15 protein-coding genes and 1 riboswitch are annotated in these 21,813 nt (G+C 47.9%); of the genes, 4 read left to right on the top strand and 11 right to left on the bottom strand.

Annotated features, from left to right (window positions below):
* Positions 1–88: 88 nt before the first annotated feature.
* The 5 genes from CSW98_RS13490 to CSW98_RS13465 form a co-directional block, all read right to left on the bottom strand.
* A complete protein-coding gene (locus tag CSW98_RS13490; RefSeq protein ID WP_100801001.1) occupies positions 89–3,346 on the bottom strand; it encodes a type I restriction endonuclease subunit R in 3,258 nt (1,085 codons plus the stop codon).
* A gap of 163 nt (positions 3,347–3,509) precedes the next feature.
* Positions 3,510–4,742, bottom strand: coding sequence for a restriction endonuclease subunit S (locus CSW98_RS13480; protein WP_100801000.1), 1,233 nt, complete (start codon positions 4,740–4,742; stop codon positions 3,510–3,512).
* Positions 4,743–4,810: 68 nt separating this feature from the next.
* Positions 4,811–5,860, bottom strand: a complete 1,050-nt coding sequence (locus CSW98_RS13475) for a PDDEXK nuclease domain-containing protein (protein WP_100800999.1) — start codon at positions 5,858–5,860, stop codon at positions 4,811–4,813.
* Positions 5,850–7,553 (bottom strand): class I SAM-dependent DNA methyltransferase, encoded by a 1,704-nt coding sequence (locus CSW98_RS13470; protein WP_100800998.1) that lies wholly within the window; start codon positions 7,551–7,553, stop codon positions 5,850–5,852. Before CSW98_RS13470 ends, CSW98_RS13475 begins: the two co-directional genes overlap by 11 nt.
* A gap of 168 nt (positions 7,554–7,721) precedes the next feature.
* Positions 7,722–8,633 carry a LysR family transcriptional regulator gene (locus CSW98_RS13465; RefSeq protein WP_100800997.1) on the bottom strand — a complete coding sequence of 304 codons (912 nt, stop codon included), beginning with the start codon at positions 8,631–8,633 and terminating at the stop codon, positions 7,722–7,724.
* 99 nt (positions 8,634–8,732) lie between these two features.
* On the opposite strand from CSW98_RS13465, the gene CSW98_RS13460 reads away from it, so the two are divergent.
* Entirely contained in the window at positions 8,733–9,689 is a 957-nt protein-coding gene (locus tag CSW98_RS13460; RefSeq protein ID WP_100800996.1) for a nitrilase family protein, read from the top strand.
* Between the two features lie 72 nt (positions 9,690–9,761).
* On the opposite strand, the gene CSW98_RS13455 is transcribed toward CSW98_RS13460, so the two are convergent.
* Positions 9,762–11,681, bottom strand: a complete 1,920-nt coding sequence (locus tag CSW98_RS13455) for an ABC transporter ATP-binding protein (protein WP_100800995.1) — start codon at positions 11,679–11,681, stop codon at positions 9,762–9,764.
* Positions 11,682–11,866: 185 nt separating this feature from the next.
* Here CSW98_RS13455 and kefG point away from each other — a divergent pair, with 185 nt between their 5' ends.
* The 3 genes from kefG to slyD all read left to right on the top strand — a co-directional run bounded on the left by kefG (position 11,867) and on the right by slyD (position 14,924).
* Positions 11,867–12,460, top strand: coding sequence for a glutathione-regulated potassium-efflux system ancillary protein KefG (gene kefG / locus CSW98_RS13450; RefSeq protein ID WP_100800994.1), 594 nt, complete (start codon positions 11,867–11,869; stop codon positions 12,458–12,460).
* A complete protein-coding gene (gene kefB / locus CSW98_RS13445) occupies positions 12,444–14,240 on the top strand; it encodes a glutathione-regulated potassium-efflux system protein KefB (protein ID WP_100800993.1) in 1,797 nt (598 codons plus the stop codon). The genes kefG and kefB overlap by 17 nt, the downstream gene beginning before the upstream one ends.
* Positions 14,241–14,357: 117 nt before the next feature.
* A complete protein-coding gene (gene slyD / locus CSW98_RS13440) occupies positions 14,358–14,924 on the top strand; it encodes a peptidylprolyl isomerase (protein WP_100800992.1) in 567 nt (188 codons plus the stop codon).
* 136 nt (positions 14,925–15,060) lie between these two features.
* On the opposite strand, the gene lysC is transcribed toward slyD, so the two are convergent.
* The 5 genes from lysC to leuA all read right to left on the bottom strand — a co-directional run bounded on the left by lysC (position 15,061) and on the right by leuA (position 21,595).
* A complete protein-coding gene (lysC, locus tag CSW98_RS13435; protein WP_100800991.1) occupies positions 15,061–16,413 on the bottom strand; it encodes a lysine-sensitive aspartokinase 3 in 1,353 nt (450 codons plus the stop codon).
* A gap of 125 nt (positions 16,414–16,538) precedes the next feature.
* A riboswitch (Lysine riboswitch) is annotated at positions 16,539–16,717 on the bottom strand.
* Positions 16,718–16,860: 143 nt separating this feature from the next.
* Positions 16,861–17,463: a 3-isopropylmalate dehydratase small subunit gene (leuD, locus tag CSW98_RS13430; protein ID WP_100800990.1), complete on the bottom strand. Its 603-nt coding sequence runs from the start codon at positions 17,461–17,463 to the stop codon at positions 16,861–16,863.
* A 10-nt stretch (positions 17,464–17,473) separates the two neighbouring features.
* Positions 17,474–18,886, bottom strand: coding sequence for a 3-isopropylmalate dehydratase large subunit (gene leuC, locus CSW98_RS13425; protein ID WP_100800989.1), 1,413 nt, complete (start codon positions 18,884–18,886; stop codon positions 17,474–17,476).
* Between the two features lie 22 nt (positions 18,887–18,908).
* The gene (gene leuB, locus CSW98_RS13420) at positions 18,909–19,997 is read right to left on the bottom strand and encodes a 3-isopropylmalate dehydrogenase (protein WP_100800988.1); all 1,089 of its coding nucleotides are present in this window, start codon (positions 19,995–19,997) and stop codon (positions 18,909–18,911) included.
* Between the two features lie 50 nt (positions 19,998–20,047).
* Entirely contained in the window at positions 20,048–21,595 is a 1,548-nt protein-coding gene (gene leuA / locus CSW98_RS13415) for a 2-isopropylmalate synthase (protein ID WP_100800987.1), read from the bottom strand.
* Between the last annotated feature and the right edge of the window lie 218 nt (positions 21,596–21,813).

Below are 21,813 nucleotides of genomic sequence, written 5' to 3'. Positions count from 1 at the left end.
AGCAACCCCTCTGTCTCTGCTCTTCTCCTCATTTTTTTTGCAATAGTGGGGGGAACGATTTATATACGATTTTGTATTTCTCTTGCTGTTAACGGTACCAACCATCCGCCAGCACCTCAGCCTGTTCAAGAACAAGCTTAATCGCCTCTTCCGCCGCATCGGGTGGATACTTCCATTTGCGCAGCAAGCGACGCACGAGATTACGCATTCGAGCGCGAACGCTCTCACGCTTTTGCCAATCAACCGTAGCGGATTGTCGCAGTTGATGAGTCAGTTCAATCGCAAGCTTTCGCAGATTGTCATCACCCAATTCACGCACAGAAGATTCATTTTCAACTAAGGCGCGGTAGAAGGCGATTTCATCAATAGACAGGTTGAGCTTATCTAGCATCTCTGCATCTTCTTGCATCTCTTTTGCCCATTGGATCAACTCTTCAATCACCTGAGCGGTTTCGATACTGCGGTTATGGTATTTGTTGAGCGTCGAAAGGATACGGTCAGAGTATTTCTTCTCTTGCACCACATCATTCTTCATCCGTGCTTTCACTTCATCACGCAGTAGCTTTTCAAGTAATTCAACCGCGAGGTTTTTCTCTTTCATGTTCTTAACATCTTCTAAGAACTCTTCGGAGAGCAGGCCAATGTTTGGCCTATCTAAACCAACCATCGAAAAGATGTCATCCACACCATCGGCAATAATCGCATTATTGAGGATCTGCTTCAGTGCGGTATTTCGCTCCTCATCCGTGCGCTTTTTATCGACGCTAGAGTGCTTCATAAACGCCGCTTTTATGGCTGAATAGAAGGCAATTTCATTCTTATAACCACTGGTTTCGTCCATGGTGTTAGATAGCGAATACGCTTTGCTCAGAGCGGCCATCACATCCAAGAAACGACGTTTACCATCACGGATGACTTTGCCATTGCTATCGGTATGAGATAAGCCGGATAGATGGTTAAAGGCACCGGGCAACAGACGCAGTGCGTCGGTTTCGAAATCCGGTCGATAGTGAAAAACGTGACCATCCACAGGCGTTGCAAACATGCCACGGATAATATCGATTTTTTCCATTAACACGGCAAAGGCTTCCGCTGTGTCCACAGTGGGTTGGCCTTTACCTTGGCTGTTGGTATAGGTTTTTAAAGCATTCTTTAATTCATTGGCAATACCAAGATAATCCACCACCAAACCACCGGGTTTATCTTTGAAAACACGGTTAACGCGGGCAATTGCCTGCATCAAGTTATGGTCTTTCATTGGCTTATCGATATACATGGTATGACAACAAGGCGCATCAAAGCCTGTTAGCCACATATCGCGAACAATCACGAGTTGCAGCTCATCTTGGGTATCTTTGTAGCGTTTCTCGAATAGCTTTTTGGTTTTCTTGTCATGAATATGTGGCTGCATCTTGGTTTTATCCGACGCGCTGCCCGTCATCACGATTTTAATCGCCCCTTTGTTAGGGTCATCGTTATGCCATTCTGGCTTGAGAGCAATAATCGCGTCATAGAGGTCAACACAGATTTCACGACTCATGGCGACTATCATCGCCTTGCCAGGAAACGTTTCTGTGCGAGTAATAAAGTGATTAACCAGATCTTGCGCGACTTGTCTGATGCGAGGCTCTGCGCCAACCAGCTTTTCTAGCGCGGCCCATTGCGATTTAATTTTTTCACGGCTTTCGGTTTCTTCATCTTCACCGATTTCGTCTTCGACTTCGTCGTTAAGCTGTTCAATCTTGTCTTGGTTAATATCGAGCTTAGCAAGACGAGATTCATAGTAAATGGGTACAGTAGCACCGTCATCGACGGCATCTTGAATATCATAGATAGAGACATATTCGCCAAATACGCCGCGAGTGTCTTTGTCATCCATTGCGATAGGAGTGCCGGTAAAACCGATAAACGACGCATTGGGCAATGCGTCACGCATGTATTTAGAGTAACCGTAGACATATTTATGCGACATCACTGCGCCATTGTCGCCTTTCACTTCAACCAGCTTCGATTTATTACCATATTGGCTGCGGTGTGCTTCGTCCGATACAACAACAATATTGGCTCGGGTCGAGAGAACGGGGTGTTCCGTCTCTTCTGCCAGCAAGGCAAACTTCTGGATGGTAGTAAAGATAATTCCACCAGACTGTCGATTAAGTAATAGATCTCGCAGTTCATCTCTGCCATCCGCCTGTTGCGGCACTTGTTTTAGTGTCTCTTGCGCCATACCAAAGGTGTTATAAAGCTGCCCATCGAGATCGTTGCGGTCAGTCACAACCACAATCGTTGGGTTATTCATCGAGGGTTGCTGTAGTAACTTGCTCGCATAGCAGACCATAGAGATGCTTTTGCCACTGCCTTGCGTATGCCAAACCACGCCAGCTTTACCACTGCCTGCTGTGATTTTGTCCAAGCCTTTTGTTGTTTGAACTTGGTATTGCCCCATGCTGTCTGCAACCATCGATAATTCGCATTCAGCTTGTTTGGCTTTGACGGTTGCCGCAACCGCAGCTCGCACCGCATGGAACTGGTGATAACCAGCAATTTTCTTGATGATGGTATCGTTGTCGGTTTCAAACAGGACAAAGTATCGAATGTAATCGAGTAATAAATCAGGCTTAAAAAAGCCTCGAACCATAGTTTCTAATTGAAATTCGAATAGTGGTTTATCGTCTTCGTTAGCAACGGTTTTCCACGGAAGGAAACGCTCTTTATTCGCCGTGAGAGAGCCAACACGGGCGGTCACGCCATCACTGACAACCAGCGATTCATTGAAAACAAACAGATCTTGGATTTCATCTTTATAGGTTTGGATCTGATTATAGGCATGCCAAATATCGGCATGTTCATCAGCCGGGTTTTTCAGCTCGATAACCGAGATTGGTAGGCCGTTGATAAACACCACGACATCAGGACGGCGATTGCCTTTGGTTCCTGTAATGGTGAATTGATTCACCACCAAAAACTCGTTGTTCGCTGTGTTTTCAAAATCGATTAAGCGAGCGTGTGTATGCTTGGTGACCCACTGCCCCTCTTCAATGACCGAATACTCAATCGGCACACCTTCAATAAGATATTTGTGAAAGGCTCGGTTATTTTTAATCAGAATGGGCGTTTGAGGTGTGGCAACGGTTTTCGCTATTTCGACACAAGTATCGTTAGGAAGATCAGGATTGAGCGCGGAGATTTTATCAATTAAACGCTGACGTAACGTGACCTGATGATAATCGTCTCGCTCAGGTGCGTCGCCATCAGGAGCAATCTCATAGCCATTTTTGTATTGGTAACCTAGCTCTTGAAACCAATTAAGGCACTGCTGTTCTAGTTGGTCTTCAGTGATCTGCACATGGGATCCTTTTTATTATGGGCTAACGAAGACTTCTTAGTCGCTCATAAAAGTCTTACACTTTACCGTCTTTGGCAGTTGTTGCATTTTTTGCAACAACTGCTTCTTCAACCAATTCACCTTTTTTAAAGATATTACGAATATGCTCGGAAATGGTTCATCATCAACTTACCTCTACCATTTCTTCGGTTTCCCCTAACTCGATTTCGCCGGAAAGCAATTTAGGAAGCAGTGTGTCACGTAGAGCTGAAAGCTCGATATTTTGACGAACGTTAGCCTCTATCTTTTGCAAGAGAGGCGCTATCAAAGCATCAAACTGATTAGCTAGCTCAACACCACCAAAAGCTAACGAGTAAGTATCAAAAGTCTTTGTTGTAATCGTATCGAATACAGCTCCGTGAGTGTTCTGCTGGAGTGTACTTACAGCTTGCTTCAGGTTGAAGTAGTTGTAGTAATCTCCAACCTCTTTACCTCGAATGCCATAACAAGACTGATTCATACACATGTCAGTACCGACAAGGGCTAACTTACCAACCGTACCGCGAGCTGTGATAATTGTTGTTCCTTTCGGAAGCAACTTAGTCGAGGATTTATTTAAGCCAAGTTCGGTAATCTTCTCATCGGTATCAACAACAAATACATTGCTTCCTGGTGGCACGTCTCTAACTGAAAACCAAGGGATGTCACCATTCCAATATGTTTCTTCCGAACGCTTTGGAGTTCCGCCACCAGTAAGCTGAATCAAGCTTGATAGCGTGCTTACTTTCCACCCCTCAGGAATCAAACCCAATTCAGACTCAACGAGCTTTTCGGGGAAAAGCGAGGCAGTAGCTTCATCCATCCCCTCCGCTTGTTCACCATTCATTTTGGCTTTCACCGGATCAAAATCGACAAACCATGATTTAAAGATGGCTTGTGCCATTTCTTCTAGAGTTTGGTTGGTTTGTGTATTTAGTACGATTTTTCTATCTAACTTAGATAAATATTTAGCTAATTTTTCCTGCCAAAAAACATTCTGGGGAACCCGAACCTTTTCCATATGTAGATGATTTCTGTTCACTCCGGGAACAGCAGCCTTATCACTATACTTATGAAAATCAAAAGTTTTTAAGAGGTAATATACAAATTCGGGACAGTTCCCTTTAAAATCTGTGACGTATAAAGTTGTATTTAACGGCCAGAAATCTTCCTCAATATAAAATACTTCACCAATCGTTCCATATCGTCCAGTCACTACACCGGGGCCTTCAACTTTAGATTCAGAATGATAATCAGAGATACCTGCTGAAGAGACAATAGGAACTTGACCGACCAATCTCTTACTTTTGGGAAGGTCATATCCCCTTTTTAATTCAATAAAATCGCCAAGAGGAATCTCAATCCAATTACAACTCATAACCCAACCCCGCCAAATTCATTTTAATCTCAGCTTCTAACTTGGCTGATCCCACGGCAGCGCTTAGTTTATTCTTCATCATTATCACTCTTCTGCTGCTGGGTTAATGCTTGCTGTGCTTGTTGACGTTCTCGTTGCAATTCACGTTTTAGTTCTTCTTCGCTGGGCAGGTAAGGCAGATATTTAGCGGCAAACAGTTGTTTCTGTTCCGTGAGCACCGAATACTTCACCACAGCCTCACTTTTCTCACTGCATAACACCAAACCGATAGTCGGGTTATCATCAGCGCCTTTGTATTGGTCATCATAGAGACGTACGTAGGTATCCATCTGCCCAACATCCTGATGTTTGAGCTTACCGATTTTCAGATCGACCAGTAAAAAGCACTTGAGCTTAAAGTTGTAAAACACCAAATCGATATAGAAATCTTCATCATCAAAACGGATCCGTTGCTGACGTTCAACAAAAGCAAAGCCTTTTCCTAATTCCAATAAAAACTGCTGCAAGTTGGAAATAATGGCTTGTTCTAAATCGGATTCCTGATAGGTTTTGTCTTGTAGATTAAGGAAATCGAGAATATAAGGGTCACGCAAATACTCTTTCGCAGTGGTCGCCAAAGGTTGTGTCTTTTGCTTCGCTTCCTGTTCCACCAGTGATTTATCTTTGCTGGCTAACAGGCGCTCGTAATATAGCGTACCAATTTGGCGTTCCAGAGCACGAACACTCCAGTTTTGTGATACGGCCTCTTGTTGATACCACTCTCGCGCCGTTGGGTTTTCAATCCGAGAAAGCACATTATAGTGCGACCAACTTAATTCGAGAGACACTGTCTCTCGTTTTCCAAATGCCAGATAAAAACGGCGCATATTACGCAAGTTTGTTACGTCAAATCCCTTGCCGTAATCGTTAGTTAGCAGATCAGAGAGTTGCTTTAACTGCGCTTTGCCGTATTCAGCACGAGTTTGCCCTTGCTGTTCATCTTCCACAATCAGACGCCCAATCTGCCAATAGGCTTGCACCATAGCCGCATTGATCGTCTGCTTTACCTGATTTCTCGCCTGTTCAATAACCTGTTTGATATCAGAGAGTAAGTTGTGTTCTGTTGGCTCAAAGTTCATAGCCTAACCCCAGCAAGTTCTTCTTGATGTCCGCTTCTAACTTGGCTGACTCAGCAAATTGTTCACTCAGTTTTTCCGTTAACGTTGCCATCTTCTCGGCAAAAGGAATACCATCATCTTCTTCATCTGCCGCGCCAACATAACGTCCCGGAGTGAGCACAAAATCGTGTTTCTTAATCTCTTGCAAAGTTGCTGATTTACAGAAGCCTGCTTGGTCTTCGTATGCTACTCCATTAACTTCTTGTCCGGTTTTCCAAGCGTGGTATAGGTCAGCAACTTTCTGGATATCATCACGAGTGAAATCACGAAGTACACGGTCTTTCATATAACCAAGGTTACGTGCGTCAATAAAAAGCACTTCGCCTTTGCGATCACGCAACTTACGGCCAGCTTTATCAGTACGAGCTTTCTTGTTTTTGGTTAAGAACCAGATACAGGCTGGAATTTGTGTGTTGGTAAACAATTGCCCCGGCAGTGCCACCATACATTCAACTAAGTCGTTCTCAACCAGTGAGGCGCGAATTTCGCCTTCGTTGTTGGTACTTGAACTCATCGAACCGTTCGCCAATAGAAGCGCTTGTGACCCTTCAGGCGCAAGGTGATACAGCATATGCTGCATCCAAGCAAAGTTAGCATTACCTGATGGCGGAGTGCCGTATACCCAGCGCGGATCGTTATCATCAACGCCTGTATTCCACTCTTTCATGTTGAATGGAGGGTTAGCCATGATGAAATCGGCACGTAGATCAGGATGTTGGTCATTGGTATAGGTACTGGCAGGCTCTTTACCGAAATCGTAATCCAGACCACGGATCGCCATGTTCATTGCAGCAAGCTGCCATGTGGTGTAGTTGTATTCCTGACCGTAAATAGAGATCTTCTGCTTTTGCGTCAGTGGGTCGATATCGTTTTTACCCGCATAACGCTCGATAAACTTTTCGGACTGAACAAAGAAGCCACCGGAACCCATCGCAGGGTCATACACGCGGCCTTCGAATGGCTCAATCATCTCAACGATAAGAGTTACGATAGAAGCAGGCGTGTAGAACTGACCGCCTTTCTTGCCTTCAGCAAGGGCGAATTCACCAAGGAAATATTCGTAGATATGACCAAGAATATCTTTGCTGTTGAGCGATTTGTGAGTAAACGGGATGGTCGCAATCAGGTTAATCAGTTCATTCAGTTTAGCTTGATCGATCTTAAGAGACGCGTAGTGCTTATTCAGCACACCTTTCAGTTTCGGGTTATCACGCTCAATACCTTCCAGTGCATTATCAATCAGGTGACCTACAGAGGTGATTTTCTTGGGCTTACCATCAATAAGCAAGTCCGCACCACCAATCACCATCGGGCCATTATCTTGCAGGAACTTCCAGCGAGATTCGGTTGGTAGCCAGAATACGTTTTTCTCGGTGTAAAAATCACGTTGCTCAAGCTCTACAGCGATCTCTTCTGCTAATTCTTGTTCCGAATAATCCGCAGGGTCTAGGTAGTATTCGTGGTCTGGGTTAATCAGTTGTTGTTTAATCTCATCCTGACGCATCGAAAAAGCATCAGACACGTATTTTACGAAGATTAAACCCAATACAGCGTGTTTGTATTGCGAGGCGTCTAGCGTTGCTCTGAGCTTATCTGCGGCATTCCACAGCTTCTTTTCTAACTCTTTCAGGAATTGTTGTTCTAGTTCGTTCATTTCTGGCAACTTTTAAGACGTTTGAGTTAGAAAATCATACCGTGAAATTGGCACGTTTTCATTGGATAGTGCCTTACTTTAAATGTTTTCTATGAAAAAGAATGCAACCAATTTTACTTAATGATTAACCATACAATCTATCATATTCCTCTGGCTCTAAAATCTACGTCATGACTTTAAATCAAGATGAAGCTTCCCAGAAGCGAGGTTTTTGGATTTTTCCTCAACAATACATTGAATAAAATTATCTCTGGCAGGATTATCTATATTTTCATTCCAGATCAAGCCAATATCCCACACGGCGCCGGATCTGCTTAATGGGATAAAGCGAATATTATCATTGGTGATGTACTTAACGCTGGCGGGGACAATGGTAAAGCCTAAATTCGCAGACACTAATGCTAAAAGTGTTAAAATATCATCGGCTTCCTGTACTGGGTGCAGAACTTGGTTGCGTTCTATGAACAGGGTTTCTATCTGCTTGCTCAAACCCTGCCCACGTTCTGGGTTAAGTCTTAAATAATCCAAATGAAGTAACGAATCCCACACGTTGCTTTCATCAATGATCCGGCTCTGGTGAATAGCGACAACCAAATGATCTGAAGAAAGTTTTACACCTCTTAGTGGCGTAGCAACCGGAAGTCGGTTAAAACCAAGCTGGAGTTCGCCACGCAGTAGTGCTTTTGTCTGATAGTGTGATGGCATGTCGTTGAGTGTAATATGGATATTCGGAAAAATGTGCTTAAACTGAGCGATGTACCGGGGAGCGAGGTGATAAGACGATATTCCGAACCCTATGTTCAGGTAACCCGTTGTTCCTTCAATAACTAAATTCGTTAGAGCCTGAAAAGCTTCAAGACTTTTCAACATACGCCGGGCTTCGGGTAAGAGAGTCCGACCTGCCTGAGTCAGACAAGCTCCCTGTCTTCCTCTGTCAAATAGAGCAAGCCCTGTATGTGCCTCCAGACGCTGAATCTTTTTGGTTAAGGCCGATTGTGTGATGCACAGATGTTCAGAGGCTACCCGGTAGTTACCATCCTCGGCCAGCTGACAAAAAGTACGTAGTTGATCTAAATCCATTCCAAATACTCATTGAATAAGGACTATTACTCATTATACGGAATGTAACAGGCTTTTTATACTGATTGAATTAACTCATAACAGTAAAAGGACCGCTCTATGGAAGACGTACGTGTTGCATCCGTTCAGTTTAATCACCGGGCCAATGATAAGCGCTATAACCTATCAGTCATCAAACATTACGTAGAAAAAGCAGCACAGCAAGATGTTAAAATTATTGTGTTTCCTGAAATGTGCATCACAGGATACTGGCATGTTTCAACGCTAAGCGAGTCAGACATTCGTGCGCTTTCTGAATATGTTCCGCAGGGAGAGACCTGCCAGATTTTGTTAGATATGTCCGTTAAATACAACATCAGTATCGGAGCCGGTTTAATTGAAAAGGACGCCGCAGGAAACCTCTACAATTCCTACGTAATGGCGATGTCTGACGGTCAGTTGGCAAGGCATCGGAAACTGCATACTTTCGTCAGTAAATATATGACAAGTGGCAATGAATATACCGTCTTTGATATGCCACACGGATGCCGTGTGGGTATACTTATCTGCTGGGATAACAATCTGGTCGAAAACGCCAGAATTACAGCATTGAAAGGTGCAGATATCCTCATTGCACCACATCAAACCGGTGGCTGTCACTCTCGCAGTCCTAATGCAATGGGGCTCATTGATACACAGCTGTGGTATGACCGTAAACAAAACCCTGAAGCCATTCGTTCGGAGATGCAAGGGTCGAAAGGGCGTGAATGGCTAATGCGCTGGTTACCCTCACGGGCTCATGATAACGGCATGTTTCTGATATTCAGCAATGGTGTTGGTGTCGACATGGATGAAGTCAGAACCGGAAATGCAATGATCATTAGCCCATACGGACAAATTATGGCGGAAACAGATAGTGTTGATAATGATATGGTTATTGCAGACCTGAAGGCTGAAGAACTGAATATGTGTACGGGAAGGCGTTGGATTCGTGGTCGCAGACCGGAACTCTATCAGGCGCTCACGATTCAGGGGGAGGAATTGTCGCCTTTTGATGCCAGATTTTCGAAAGAATAATCAGTTAGGTTGGTTATTAAAAAGGCAGTGCCAGTCATGGCACTGTCCTCTAAATATGGCGAAAACAGGATGCTATTGTTCAAATTCTGCAGTCATCTGTTCCAGTGTTTCCTGTGCTTCCATCCACTCCATTTCCACCTCTTCCAGCTCTGATTTTGCGCTGGCCTGCAGTGCCATGACATCATTCAGTCTGGCTTTATTTTCAGCCTGATACAGTGCCGTATCCGCTAGCTGTTCTTCCGCTTGCGCCAGTGTTTCACCCAGTTTATCTATCTGTTTTTCCAGCTTTTCCAGCGTTTTGCGCAGGGGGGCAGTCTGCTTGCGGAACTCAGCTTCGCGGCGTTTCTGATCTTTGCGGGCTGCGGCGCTGTTGGCGGAGTCTTTTTCTGCACCAGCAGGCTGGGCTTCTTTTTTCTCAGCCTTGCTCTGTTCGGTCAGCCATTTGTAGTAGTCGTTCAGGTCGCCATTAAAAGGCGCAACCTGACGGTTATGAACCAGATACAGGTCATCCGTCGTAGCGCGCAGCAGATACCGGTCGTGGCTGACAATAACCATGGCGCCTTCAAAGGTCTGCAGGGCAAGGGTCAGCGCCTGACGCATATCCAGATCCAGGTGGTTGGTCGGTTCATCGAGCAGCAGCAGGTTCGGTTTTTGCCAGACAATCAGAGCCAGTACCAGACGGGCTTTTTCACCGCCGGAGAAAGGGGCGACTTTGTCCAGAGCCTTATCGCCCTGAAAACCGAAACTGCCCAGATAGTTTCTCAGTTCCAGTTCGGTTTTTTCCGGTGCAATCTGCATCATGTGTTGCAGTGGTGTCTCTTCCGGATGCAGGGTTTCCAACTGATGCTGGGCAAAGTAACCGATCTTGACCCCCTGGGAATATGTCAGTTCGCCACCCGCTGGAAGCAACTCTCCGGACAGGAGTTTGATCAGAGTTGATTTACCGGCACCGTTGCGGCCCAGCAGGCCGATCCGGCTGCCCGGAACCAGATTCAGCCGGATCTGTTCCAGGATCATGTTATCGCCGTATCCGGCAGCCACTTCATCCATCATCAAAATAGGATTCGGCAGTGCTGCCGGTTCCCTGAATTCAAAACTGAACGGATTATCGAACTGAGCCGGAAGTACTTTTTCCAGCCGTTCCAGAGCCTTGATCCGGCTTTGAGCCTGTCTGGCTTTGGAGGCTTTATAGCGAAAACGATCGATATAGCTCTGCATATGCGCCATCTGTTTCTGCTGTTTCTGATACATTGCCTGTTGCAGGATCAGTTTTTGAGCCCGTTGTTCTTCAAATGATGAGTAGTTACCCGTGTATTCATTCAGTTGCTGGTTTTCGATATGGATAATACGGTTGACTACAGGGTCAAGAAAATCCCGGTCGTGAGAAATCAGTACCAGTGTGCCCGGATAACTCTGCAACCAGCGTTCCAGCCACATCACAGCATCCAGATCCAGGTGGTTGGTCGGTTCATCGAGCAGCAGTAGATCAGAACGGCACAGCAGAGCCTGAGCCAGATTCAGACGCATACGCCAGCCACCGGAGAACTGTGTCAGGTTCCAGGTCATCTGTTGTTGGGTAAAACCGAGTCCATCCAGCAGTTCAGCAGCCCGGGAACGAATTGTATAGCCACCGATCATCTCTATTTTTCCGTGCAGTTCAGCGGCTAGTGTACCGTTATCTTCCTGCTCGGCTTGCATCAGTTCGGATTCCAGCATCCGGTATTCGCGGTCTCCATCGATAACATATTCCAGAGCGGCACGTTCCAGAGCCGGTGTTTCCTGAGCAACCCAGGCCATTTCCCACTGTGCAGGCAGAGAAAAAGAGCCGGCATCGACCGAGAGTTCATCTTTGATCAGGGCAAACAGGGTGGATTTACCACAGCCGTTTTTGCCCACCAGACCGATTTTATCCCCGGGATGAATCGTTGCTGATGCCTGATCAAGCAGCGGTGTACCGCCGCGCAGTAATTGGATGTCGGAAAACGTAATCATAAAAATCTTTGTCTGGCCGGATGAATTGAGCGATAAAGCGGGCATAGTAGGGGGAATAGCAACAAATGTCGATGCTGAGAGAGAAAGATCTGTCGCTTTTCCGCGCTGATTTTGTATATGATGAACAACAAAACAATAACAACGACTGCCATTGACAGACAGTAAAGCCAGACAGGGAGTGGACTATGCAAGAAAACAAACCGTCTTTTACCGGAAGCGCTCAGCCCGGTATCCTGCTGATTTATGTCCATCCTGATCCGGATGCTTCGGTAGCCAATAAAGCGTTACTGAAGCAGGTCAGGGATCTCCCTAATGTGACCTTTCATGATCTGTACGCGCATTACCCCGATTTTTTTATCAACGTAAAGCGGGAGCATGAGCTGCTGCTGGCTCACGATATCATTGTCTTTCAGCATCCTCTGTATATGTATTCTTGTCCGGCCTTGCTGAAAGAGTGGCTGGACAGAGTATTAGGTAAAGGGTTTGCCTTTGGTAAAGGCCATGCACTGCGGGGAAAATACTGGCGCAGCGTGATTACCGCCGGAGGGGCAGAAAAAGCATTTGGCGCGTCTGGTTATAACCGGTATCCGCTGCAGGAAATACTCCAGCCTTTTGAATTAACCGCGGCTCTGTGTCAGATGCACTGGCTGGATCCTCTGGTGCTGTACTGGGCAAGACATGTTTCTGCTGAGGAACGCAGAAAGCACGCGATTCAGTACCGGCAATGGCTGCAGAACCCATTCGCAGAAGAGGAGGTGCATGATGGCAGCGGGCAGTGATCTGTTACACAACGGCGTGGTTTTTCTTTCTGCTGCGGTTATTGCCGTACCGATTGCTCAGAAACTGGGACTGGGATCGGTACTGGGATATTTATTGGCCGGTGTGGTGATAGGGCCATGGGGAATTGGCCTGATTGATGATGTCGAGGCAGTACTGCATTTTGCTGAATTTGGTGTAGTGCTACTGCTGTTTCTTATCGGACTGGAGCTGAATCCGGCCAAGTTGTGGCAGATGCGCCGGCCGATCCTGGGGCTGGGTGGTGCTCAGGTTGTGATTACCACTCTGGTTCTGGCGGGGTTGTGTAATCTCAGCGGGATTAGCTGGCAGAGCAGTCTGACCGTGGGTATGGGGCTGGCTCTGTCATCAACAGCGATAGCTCTGCGGGTTATTGAAGAGCAGCGTCTGGAAAGAACGGAGGCTGGTCAGTCGGGGTTTGCCGTACTGCTGTTTCAGGATATTGCTGTGATCCCTATGCTGGCATTGTTACCCCTGCTGGCCGGAAATGGTGGTGGTGACTGGCAGAGCGCATTATGGACGCTGGCCTCTATGGTGGGTTTTCTGGTTGGCGGCCATTTCCTGTTGCGGCCGCTGTTTCGCTATGTGGTACTGAGTGGGGTTCGGGAGCTGTTTACCATCGCCTCTCTGCTGTTGGTGATCGGTATTGCTGTCATCATGCAGAAGATCGGGCTTTCTATGGCATTGGGGACATTTCTGGCTGGTGTGTTGCTGGCGGAAAGTGAGTTTCAGCATGAACTGGAGATCGCCATCGAGCCTTTTAAAGGGCTACTGCTGGGATTGTTCTTTATTGCTGTCGGCATGGAGGTTGATCTGGGGCTTTTGATTCTGGAACCGGTAAGCATTCTGCTGGCTGTGGCCGGACTGGTGCTGGTTAAAGGACTACTGCTGTATCTGTTGGCGCGTCTGTTCGGCACTAAAGCAAAAGCCCGCAGTAAAATGGCGGCTATCCTGAGTCAGGGGGGAGAATTTGCTTTTGTGTTGTTTACGGCAGCACAGGGAGAAAATCTTCTGCAACCTGAGCTGAGTTCGTTTCTTCTGGTGGTGGTCAGTTTATCTATGGTCACCACACCGTTGATCCTGCTGGTTCAGAACCGCTGGTTTAGCAGTACGATTAATGCGTCTGCACAGGAAGAGGTCGCCTCTGATATCGAAGATCATAACCCACGGGTGATCATTGCCGGGTTTGGTCGTTTCGGTCAGGTTGTCGGGCGGCTGATGTACGCCAATAAAGTGAATATCACTGTACTGGAGAGTGATCCCAGTCAGATACAGCTGTTGAGAAAATACGGCTATCAGGTGTTTTACGGCAATGCGACACAACTGGATTTGTTGCGGGCAGCCGGTGCGGATAAAGCCGAAGCGATTGTCATCTGCACCAATAATCCGGATGCGGTGATGGAGATTGTGGCTTTGTGTCAGCAACATTTTCCGCATATCCGTATATTGGCTCGTGCACGAAGCCGGGTTGAAGCGTATCAGTTGCTGAATTCCGGTGTCAGAAACTATTCGCGGGAGACTTTCTCCGGTGCGCTGGATCTCGGACGTCAGTTACTGGTGGAACTCGGGATGCATCCTTATCAGGCACAAAGGGCGGCTGATTATTTTGCTCATCTGGATAACAGTATGCTGGCTGAACTGTTATCGCAGCACAGCAGTAGCAATGAGCCGGTTCTGCGGGCAAAAGAAGCGCGTAAAGAGTTGGAAGAGATATTCAATCTGGAGATGGAGAGCGATCATCACTCTCCGGGTTACTGGGAGTAATCCGGTTGCGAAAAGGCATTTTTAACAATCAATGATTGTGTTTGATAAAATCACCCCCATAATGGGAGGTGTATACAGATCAAACGATCTTAGAGCCCATGTTTCTCTGGAGAAAGTATGAAAATTGAAAAGAATTTAGTAGCCAGTCTTGCCTATAAGGTACAACTGGAAGATGGCGTAGTAGTGGACGAATCAACAGCGGAAGCTCCTATTGATTATCTTCACGGTTATGACAACCTGATCCCGGGTCTGGAAAAAGTGCTGGAAGGCAAAGGCGTGGGCGATAAATTCTCCGTCACTATTGCTGCGGAAGAAGCATATGGTGAATACAATGACGCACTGGTACAGCGTGTACCTGCTGATGTCTTTCAGGGTGTAGACAGTATTGAAGTCGGTATGCGCTTTATGGCGGATACGGATCAGGGACCGATTGCGGTTGAAATCACCGAAGTGGATGGTGATGAAGTGGTGGTTGACGGTAACCATATGCTGGCTGGTCAGGCTCTTTCTTTTGATGTTGAAGTGGTTGGCATCCGCGCAGCCACTGAAGAAGAGATCGAACACGGTCATATCCATCAGGAAGGCGGCTGTGGCTGCAGTCACGATGATGATGACTGTGATGGTCACGGTGAAGAGAGTGGCTGCTGCGGTGGCGGTCACGGCGGCTGTGGCTGCTCACACTAAGCGCCGGTAAGTATTCAGTGTCGGTAAAGCCTTACGGACCTGTAAACGACAGCATATAACTCTGTATTATAACAATAATAAAGCCCGCCTATTACCCGGCGGGCTTTATTTTTTGTGTTGCCAGGAGATGTCTGCTTTAGCCTTCAAACAGCTCTGCGTGCAGTTTCTGGACGGCTTCTGTGGCAACGGACTCATGCAGCAGGAAGCACAGGTTGTGCTGGCTGGCACCGTAGCAGATCATACGCAGGTTGAAGTTCTCCAGTGTGCTGAATACTTTTTTGGCGTAACCTTTACTGCCGCTCATCTTGTTTCCGATCAGGGCAATCACGCTCTGGTTGTATTCCACATCCACCTTACACAGTTCTTCCAGCTCGGCTCTGGCTTCTGCCGGAAGTTCCGGAGCCCCGCCTGCGGTATTGGTTTTGTCCAGTGTCAGAGCGACACTGACCTCTGATGTGGTGATCAGATCAACGGAGATCTGATGTTTTGCCAGAATCTGAAAGACTTCCGCGAGGAAGCCGTAAGCGTGGAACATGTTCGGGCTGTGCAGGGTAACCATCGTCTGATTGCGGCGCAGGGCAATGGCACGGAACAGAGGCTTGCTTTCAACCTGCTGGCGAATCCAGGTACCGCCTTTTTCCGGCTCTTTGGAGGAACCGACAAACACAGGGATACGGTGACGCAGTGCCGGAACCAGAGTAGACGGATGCAGGATCTTCGCACCAAAGTTAGCCATTTCAGACGCTTCGCTAAAGCTGATTTCCGGAATCGGCGCTGCGTGATCGGCAATCCGCGGATCCGTCGTATAGATGCCCGGTACGTCAGTCCAGATCTCCAGTCCCGAGGCTTTCACCGCTTCTGCAATCAGGGCTGCACTGTAATCGCTGCCGCCACGGCCAAAGGTGGTGATGTTGCCTTCTGCATCGGCTCCGATAAAGCCCTGAGTCACTACAACGTGCTTCTGGCAAAGAGGAATCAGTTTTTCCTGTGCCAGCGCAGCAATCTCTTCCAATTGAGCTTCTGCTTTACCATAGTTACTGTCGGTACGCATAATCTGGCGGATATTGAAACGCACAACATTCATGCCCCGCTCATGCATAATCTGGGTCAGCAGATGGGTAGACATACGTTCGCCGTAAGCAACAATATGGTCGGTTAGCTTATCACTGCTCTGGAAAGAGGCCGCTTCAGCCGCAGATGCTACGCTTTTCAGCAGTGATTCAACAGCGGCTCTGGTGGCTTCCTGTTCGTTCAATTGATCGATAACCGAAAAGTGAATTGCTTTCAGCTGTTCCATCAGTTCGATTCTGCGGGCTTCTTCCTGCACGCCGTTAGCCAGCTCAACCAGAATATTGGTTACGCCGGAGCAGGCACTGCTGACAACAAGCTTAGTGTCCGGATTGTTTTCGATAATGGCGGCACAACGGCTCATGGCTTCGAAGTTGGCGACGCTGGTACCACCAAATTTTGCTACATTGAATGCGCTCACGGCATTTTCTCCCCATGGTGTCCTGACAGACAGGATATTCCAAATAAATAGTGTAGTAGAAACAGATTGTTTCGTATGGAAGAGATATTTCTCAGAGCAGAGGGGATGCACTTAGACAGGATGCGGACCTCAGAAGCTCTTCATCAGGAAAGACCTGATGACAGTCGACAGGATTCAGCCTGTACGACCGATACATATTCACCATCACTGAATATATATCTCGGCATTGCTCCCCCTGAGTGTCATGTACCGGAGTTGTGGCTCCACAAAACACCTGCCTGGGCAATGCTCCTCTTCTGCTAAAAAAAGCCCGTATATTGAACGGATTTGGAGCAAAAAAGTCAATCAGGAATTTGAATTTTTTCACGGATTTTTATGCAGGGAAAGGCGGGGGGCAAGTCAGGTAGATATCCCCGCACTGCGGCGCGGGGATATCGGGGGGGAGTATTACGCCATAAACGAAGGAATACTGGCTTCGTATTCAGCGATTTTATCTTCGTGCTGCAGGGTCAGGCCGATATTATCCAGGCCGTTCAGCAGGCAGTGACGGCGGAAGGTATCGATCTCAAATGAGTACGTTTTACCGTTCGCGGTGACTAGCATGGCTTCCAGATCAACCGTGACTTCTGCGCCTTCGTTCGCCTGTACAAACCGGAAAATTTCATCCACTTCCGCTTCTGTCAGACGTACCGGTACCATCTGGTTGTTGATGGAATTACCGTAGAAGATATCAGCGAAGCTTGGTGCAATCATTACCCGGATACCATAATCCGCCAGCGCCCATGGGGCATGCTCACGAGAAGAACCGCAACCGAAGTTTTCCCGAGCCAGCAGGATGCTTGCGCCCTGATAGCGTGGTGCATTCATGACGAAATCTGGATTGGGCTGCTCACCGGCATCGTCCAGAAAACGCCAGTCATGGAACAGGTGTTTACCGAAGCCAATGCGGTTCACCTTTTGCAGAAACTGCTTTGGAATAATGGCATCTGTATCGACGTTTGCGGCATCCAGAGGCACGACCAGACCTGTGTGTTGTTTAAAACCTGACATGCTACGCTCCTTATACGTCTTGTGTTTCAACAGTGCGGATATCAACAAAGTGACCGGCGACAGCCGCCGCTGCGGCCATGGCCGGGCTGACCAGATGTGTCCGTCCGTCACGACCCTGACGGCCTTCAAAGTTACGGTTACTGGTTGAAGCGCAACGCTCCTGAGGCCCCAGACGGTCATTGTTCATCGCCAGACACATAGAGCAGCCCGGCAGACGCCATTCAAAACCGGCAGCGATAAAGATCTTATCCAGACCTTCGGCTTCCGCCTGTGCTTTTACCTGCTCAGAACCCGGAACCACAAGTGCCTGAACGTTAGCGGCAACCTGTTTGCCTTTGGCAACTGCTGCGGCAGCGCGCATATCTTCGATACGTGAGTTGGTGCAGGAACCGATAAATACTTTATCGACCGGATAGTCAGACAGGGCTTTACCCGCTTCCAGTCCCATATAGGCCAGTGCTTTTTCTGCCGAGGCTTTTTCTACCGGATCGGCGAAACTTTCCGGAGCCGGAATCGGTTCATCAACTGCGATAACCTGACCCGGATTGGTTCCCCAGGTAACCTGTGGTCGGATATCAGCCGCTTGCAGAGTGACCACGGCGTCAAATTCAGCATCCGCATCTGTTTTCAGCGTAGACCAGTAGGATACGGCGGCATCCCAGTCAGCGCCTTTAGGGGCAAACTCACGGCCTTTGATGTAATCGAACGTGGTCTGATCCGGAGCGATAAGACCGGCTTTTGCTCCCATCTCAATCGCCATATTACATACTGTCATCCGGCCTTCCATGCTCAGATCGGTGATCGCTTCACCACAGAATTCGACCACATAGCCGGTACCGCCAGCTGAGGTGGTTTTACCGATGATCGCCAGCACGATATCTTTGGCCGTAATGCCTTCGGCTACTTTGCCTTTTACTTCGATCTTCATGGTCTTGGCACGAGCCTGTTTCAGGGTCTGAGTCGCCAGTACGTGCTCAACTTCTGAAGTACCGATACCGAATGCCAGCGAACCGAATGCACCGTGAGTAGCGGTGTGGGAGTCGCCACATACAATGGTCATGCCCGGCAGGGTAATACCCAGCTCAGGCCCCATTACGTGTACGATACCCTGATATTTGTGGTTGATATCGTACAGGGTGACACCAAACTCTTCACAATTCTTCGACAGGGTTTCCATCTGGATACGCGCCATCTCGCCGGAAGCATTGATATCTTTAGTGGTGGTGGATACGTTGTGATCCATAGTAGCAAAGGTTTTACCTAACTGGCGTACCTTGCGGCCTTTTTCCCGCAGACCGTCAAACGCCTGTGGTGACGTGACTTCGTGCACCAGATGGCGGTCGATATACAAAATCGGGTTTTCGCCCTCTGCTGCAACGGCCACATGAGCGTCATATATCTTTTCGTATAATGTTTTAGACATTGCTTGTTGCTTCCTTTCTTTCTTATTCCAGAATATACGCTGCGATCTTATCGCCCATTTCCGAGGTGGAAAGAGCTGGTTTGTCACCGGAAAGATCGGCGGTCAGTTCACCGGCTGCCAGAGCTTTACTTACCGCAGTTTCGATATCCTGAGCCGCTTCTTCTTCACCCAGACTGTAGCGCAGCATCAGTGCAGCCGACAGGATCTGAGCCACAGGGTTGGCGATATTTTTACCGGCAATATCCGGAGCCGAGCCACCTGCCGGTTCATACAGACCGAATTTACTTTCGTTCAGACTGGCTGAAGGCAGCATACCCATTGAGCCGGTGATCATGGCACATTCGTCGGAAATGATATCGCCGAAAATATTGGAACACAGCATAATATCGAACTGAGCCGGATTTTTAACCAACTGCATGGTCGCGTTATCGATATACATATGTGACAGTTCCACATCCGGGTAATCTTTCGCGATCTCTTCCACGACTTCACGCCACAGGATAGAGCTTTGCAGCACGTTGGCTTTGTCGATAGAGCAGACTTTTTTACGGCGCAGGCGGGCTGATTCAAAGGCAATTTTAGCAATACGTTCGATTTCATAGCGGTAGTAGACTTCGGTGTCGTAGGCTTTTTCATTGGCGCCTTCACCTTCACGACCCTTTGGCTGGCCGAAGTAGATACCACCGGTCAGTTCACGTACAACCACAATATCAAAGCCTTTACCTGAGATATCGGCACGTAGCGGGGAGAAGGCTTCCAGACCTTTATGGATCTGACCCGGACGCAGGTTGCAGAACAGCTGGAAGTGTTTACGCAGTGGCAGCAGTGCTCCGCGCTCCGGCTGTTCATCGGCCGGCAGATGTTCCCACTTAGGGCCGCCGACAGAGCCGAATAATACCGCATCGGCAGCTTCACAGGCTTTTACTGTACTTTCCGGTAACGGACAGCCGTGGTTATCAATCGCGATCCCTCCAACATCATGTTCTTCGCGGGAGAAAGTGATAGCGTGTTTCTTTTCGATTGCATTCAGCACCTTCTGTGCCTGCTGCATGACTTCTGGTCCGATGCCATCACCCGGTAAAACGGCGATTTTATATGTCTTGCCTGCCATTGGTTTTATTCCTTAAAACGTGTTGTGTTTGCTGTTGTTAATTATGAACCTTATACGGTTTCAATCTTTTTCTGTTTGATCACTTCGATCTGATCGGCGCGATGGATGCTGTTGATAACATGCAGCAGAGCCTGACCAGATGCCTCGATAATATCGGTGGAAACACCAGTACCGTGATACTTACGACCTTTGTAGTTGGCGATGATATCCGCCTGACCCAGACCGTCTTCACCTTCGCCTTTTGCGGTCAGGTCAAACTTATCCAGCACAATATCGTAACCGGTTAAACGGTAAATACATTGATATAGCGCGTCTACCGGGCCATTACCCACAGCCGCTTCGCATTTTTCTTCTTCGCCGCACTGCAGGCGGATGCTGGTTGTTGCCATTACGCTGCCAGACTGAGAACTCATATAGTTCAGTTTGTAATAATCGTCTTCATCGCGCAGGTTGGCAAAGAACATCAGAGATTCCAGATCGTAATCGAATACCTGGCCTTTGCGGTCGGCCAGTTTTAAAAAGTCTTCGTACAGGGTATCCAGATCGTACTCATTTTCATTGTATCCCATGCGATCCATATGGCTTTTCACGGCGGCACGGCCAGAGCGGCTGGTCAGATTCAGCGCCTGATTCTGCAGGCCGATGGATTCCGGAGTCATGATTTCGTAAGTATTCTTATTCTTCAGCATACCGTCCTGATGGATACCGGAAGAGTGGCTGAAGGCATTGGCACCGACAATCGCCTTGTTGCTCTGAATCGGCATATTGCACAGTTGGCTGACCATCTTACTGGTACGGTGGATCTCATCATGTTTCAGACCAGTGTGCACTCCCATAAACTCTTCACGGGTTTTGATGATCATCGCCACTTCTTCCAGTGCACAGTTACCGGCACGTTCACCGATACCGTTAATCGTCCCTTCTACCTGACGAGCACCCGCCTGAACCGCAGCGATAGAGTTCGCGACGGACATCCCCAGATCATCATGACAGTGAACGGAGATAACAGCTTTGTCGATGTTCGGTACGCGGTTAAACAGCTGTTCGATAATAGCGCCGAACTCACTTGGTATGGTGTAGCCGACAGTATCCGGGATGTTTACCGTTGTGGCACCTGCATCAATCGCGGCTTCAACCATGCGGCACAGGTTATCGATAGGGGTGCGGCCTGCATCTTCACAGGAAAACTCAACGTCATCGGTATAGTTACGCGCCCGTTTGACGGCCTGAACGCCCATGTCAACCACATCATTGTAATCGCGGCGCAGCTTGTCCTGCACATGGATGGTAGAGGTAGAGATAAAGGTATGGATACGGAAGGCTTCAGCCACTTTCAGAGATTCGGCTGCGACATCAATATCTTTGGCCACGGCCCGGGAAAGGGCGCAGATACGGCTGTTTTTGATGTTTTTGGCGATGGTCTGTACCGATTCGAAATCACCCGGGGAAGAAACCGGGAAACCCGCTTCAATTACGTCAACACCCAGTCGTTCAAGCGCATAAGCGATCTGTAGCTTTTCTTTCACTGTCAGGCTGGCGGACAGTGCCTGCTCTCCGTCCCGCAAAGTCGTGTCAAATATTATCACTCGATCGTTCATGTCTGCTTCCTTTTCCTGTCTGTCGGTGTTGTGTCTGTTAATATTTTAGCTATAAAAAAACCCGCATCTGTGTGCGGGTTTGTATGAATTCTTTGTGGTGTTTTTCGTCCACAACCTACCCGCGCGACTGATTCACGATAAGGAGGAGGTTTAGGAGCACTGAAAAACGTAATGTCATTTTATTCATCCACAATTTGGTTACACAAATTAGTACCGCA

It is taken from the genome of Vibrio sp. HA2012 (assembly GCF_002812955.1).
Classification (GTDB): domain Bacteria; phylum Pseudomonadota; class Gammaproteobacteria; order Enterobacterales; family Vibrionaceae; genus Vibrio.
The sequence above is the reverse complement of the archived record's forward strand: the minus strand, read 5'-3'. Positions and strand labels throughout refer to the sequence as shown.

Coding starts and splice junctions, on each gene's coding strand:
- CSW98_RS13475 (WP_100800999.1), bottom strand. CDS start 5,860: ATGAACTTTGAGCCAACAGAACACAACTTACTCTCTGATATCAAACAG.
- CSW98_RS13460 (WP_100800996.1), top strand. CDS start 8,733: ATGGAAGACGTACGTGTTGCATCCGTTCAGTTTAATCACCGGGCCAAT.
- leuA (WP_100800987.1), bottom strand. CDS start 21,595: ATGAACGATCGAGTGATAATATTTGACACGACTTTGCGGGACGGAGAG.
- kefG (WP_100800994.1), top strand. CDS start 11,867: ATGCAAGAAAACAAACCGTCTTTTACCGGAAGCGCTCAGCCCGGTATC.
- CSW98_RS13480 (WP_100801000.1), bottom strand. CDS start 4,742: ATGAGTTGTAATTGGATTGAGATTCCTCTTGGCGATTTTATTGAATTA.
- CSW98_RS13455 (WP_100800995.1), bottom strand. CDS start 11,681: ATGATTACGTTTTCCGACATCCAATTACTGCGCGGCGGTACACCGCTG.
- leuC (WP_100800989.1), bottom strand. CDS start 18,886: ATGTCTAAAACATTATACGAAAAGATATATGACGCTCATGTGGCCGTT.
- CSW98_RS13465 (WP_100800997.1), bottom strand. CDS start 8,633: ATGGATTTAGATCAACTACGTACTTTTTGTCAGCTGGCCGAGGATGGT.
- CSW98_RS13470 (WP_100800998.1), bottom strand. CDS start 7,553: ATGAACGAACTAGAACAACAATTCCTGAAAGAGTTAGAAAAGAAGCTG.
- leuD (WP_100800990.1), bottom strand. CDS start 17,463: ATGTCAGGTTTTAAACAACACACAGGTCTGGTCGTGCCTCTGGATGCC.
- slyD (WP_100800992.1), top strand. CDS start 14,358: ATGAAAATTGAAAAGAATTTAGTAGCCAGTCTTGCCTATAAGGTACAA.
- leuB (WP_100800988.1), bottom strand. CDS start 19,997: ATGGCAGGCAAGACATATAAAATCGCCGTTTTACCGGGTGATGGCATC.
- kefB (WP_100800993.1), top strand. CDS start 12,444: ATGGCAGCGGGCAGTGATCTGTTACACAACGGCGTGGTTTTTCTTTCT.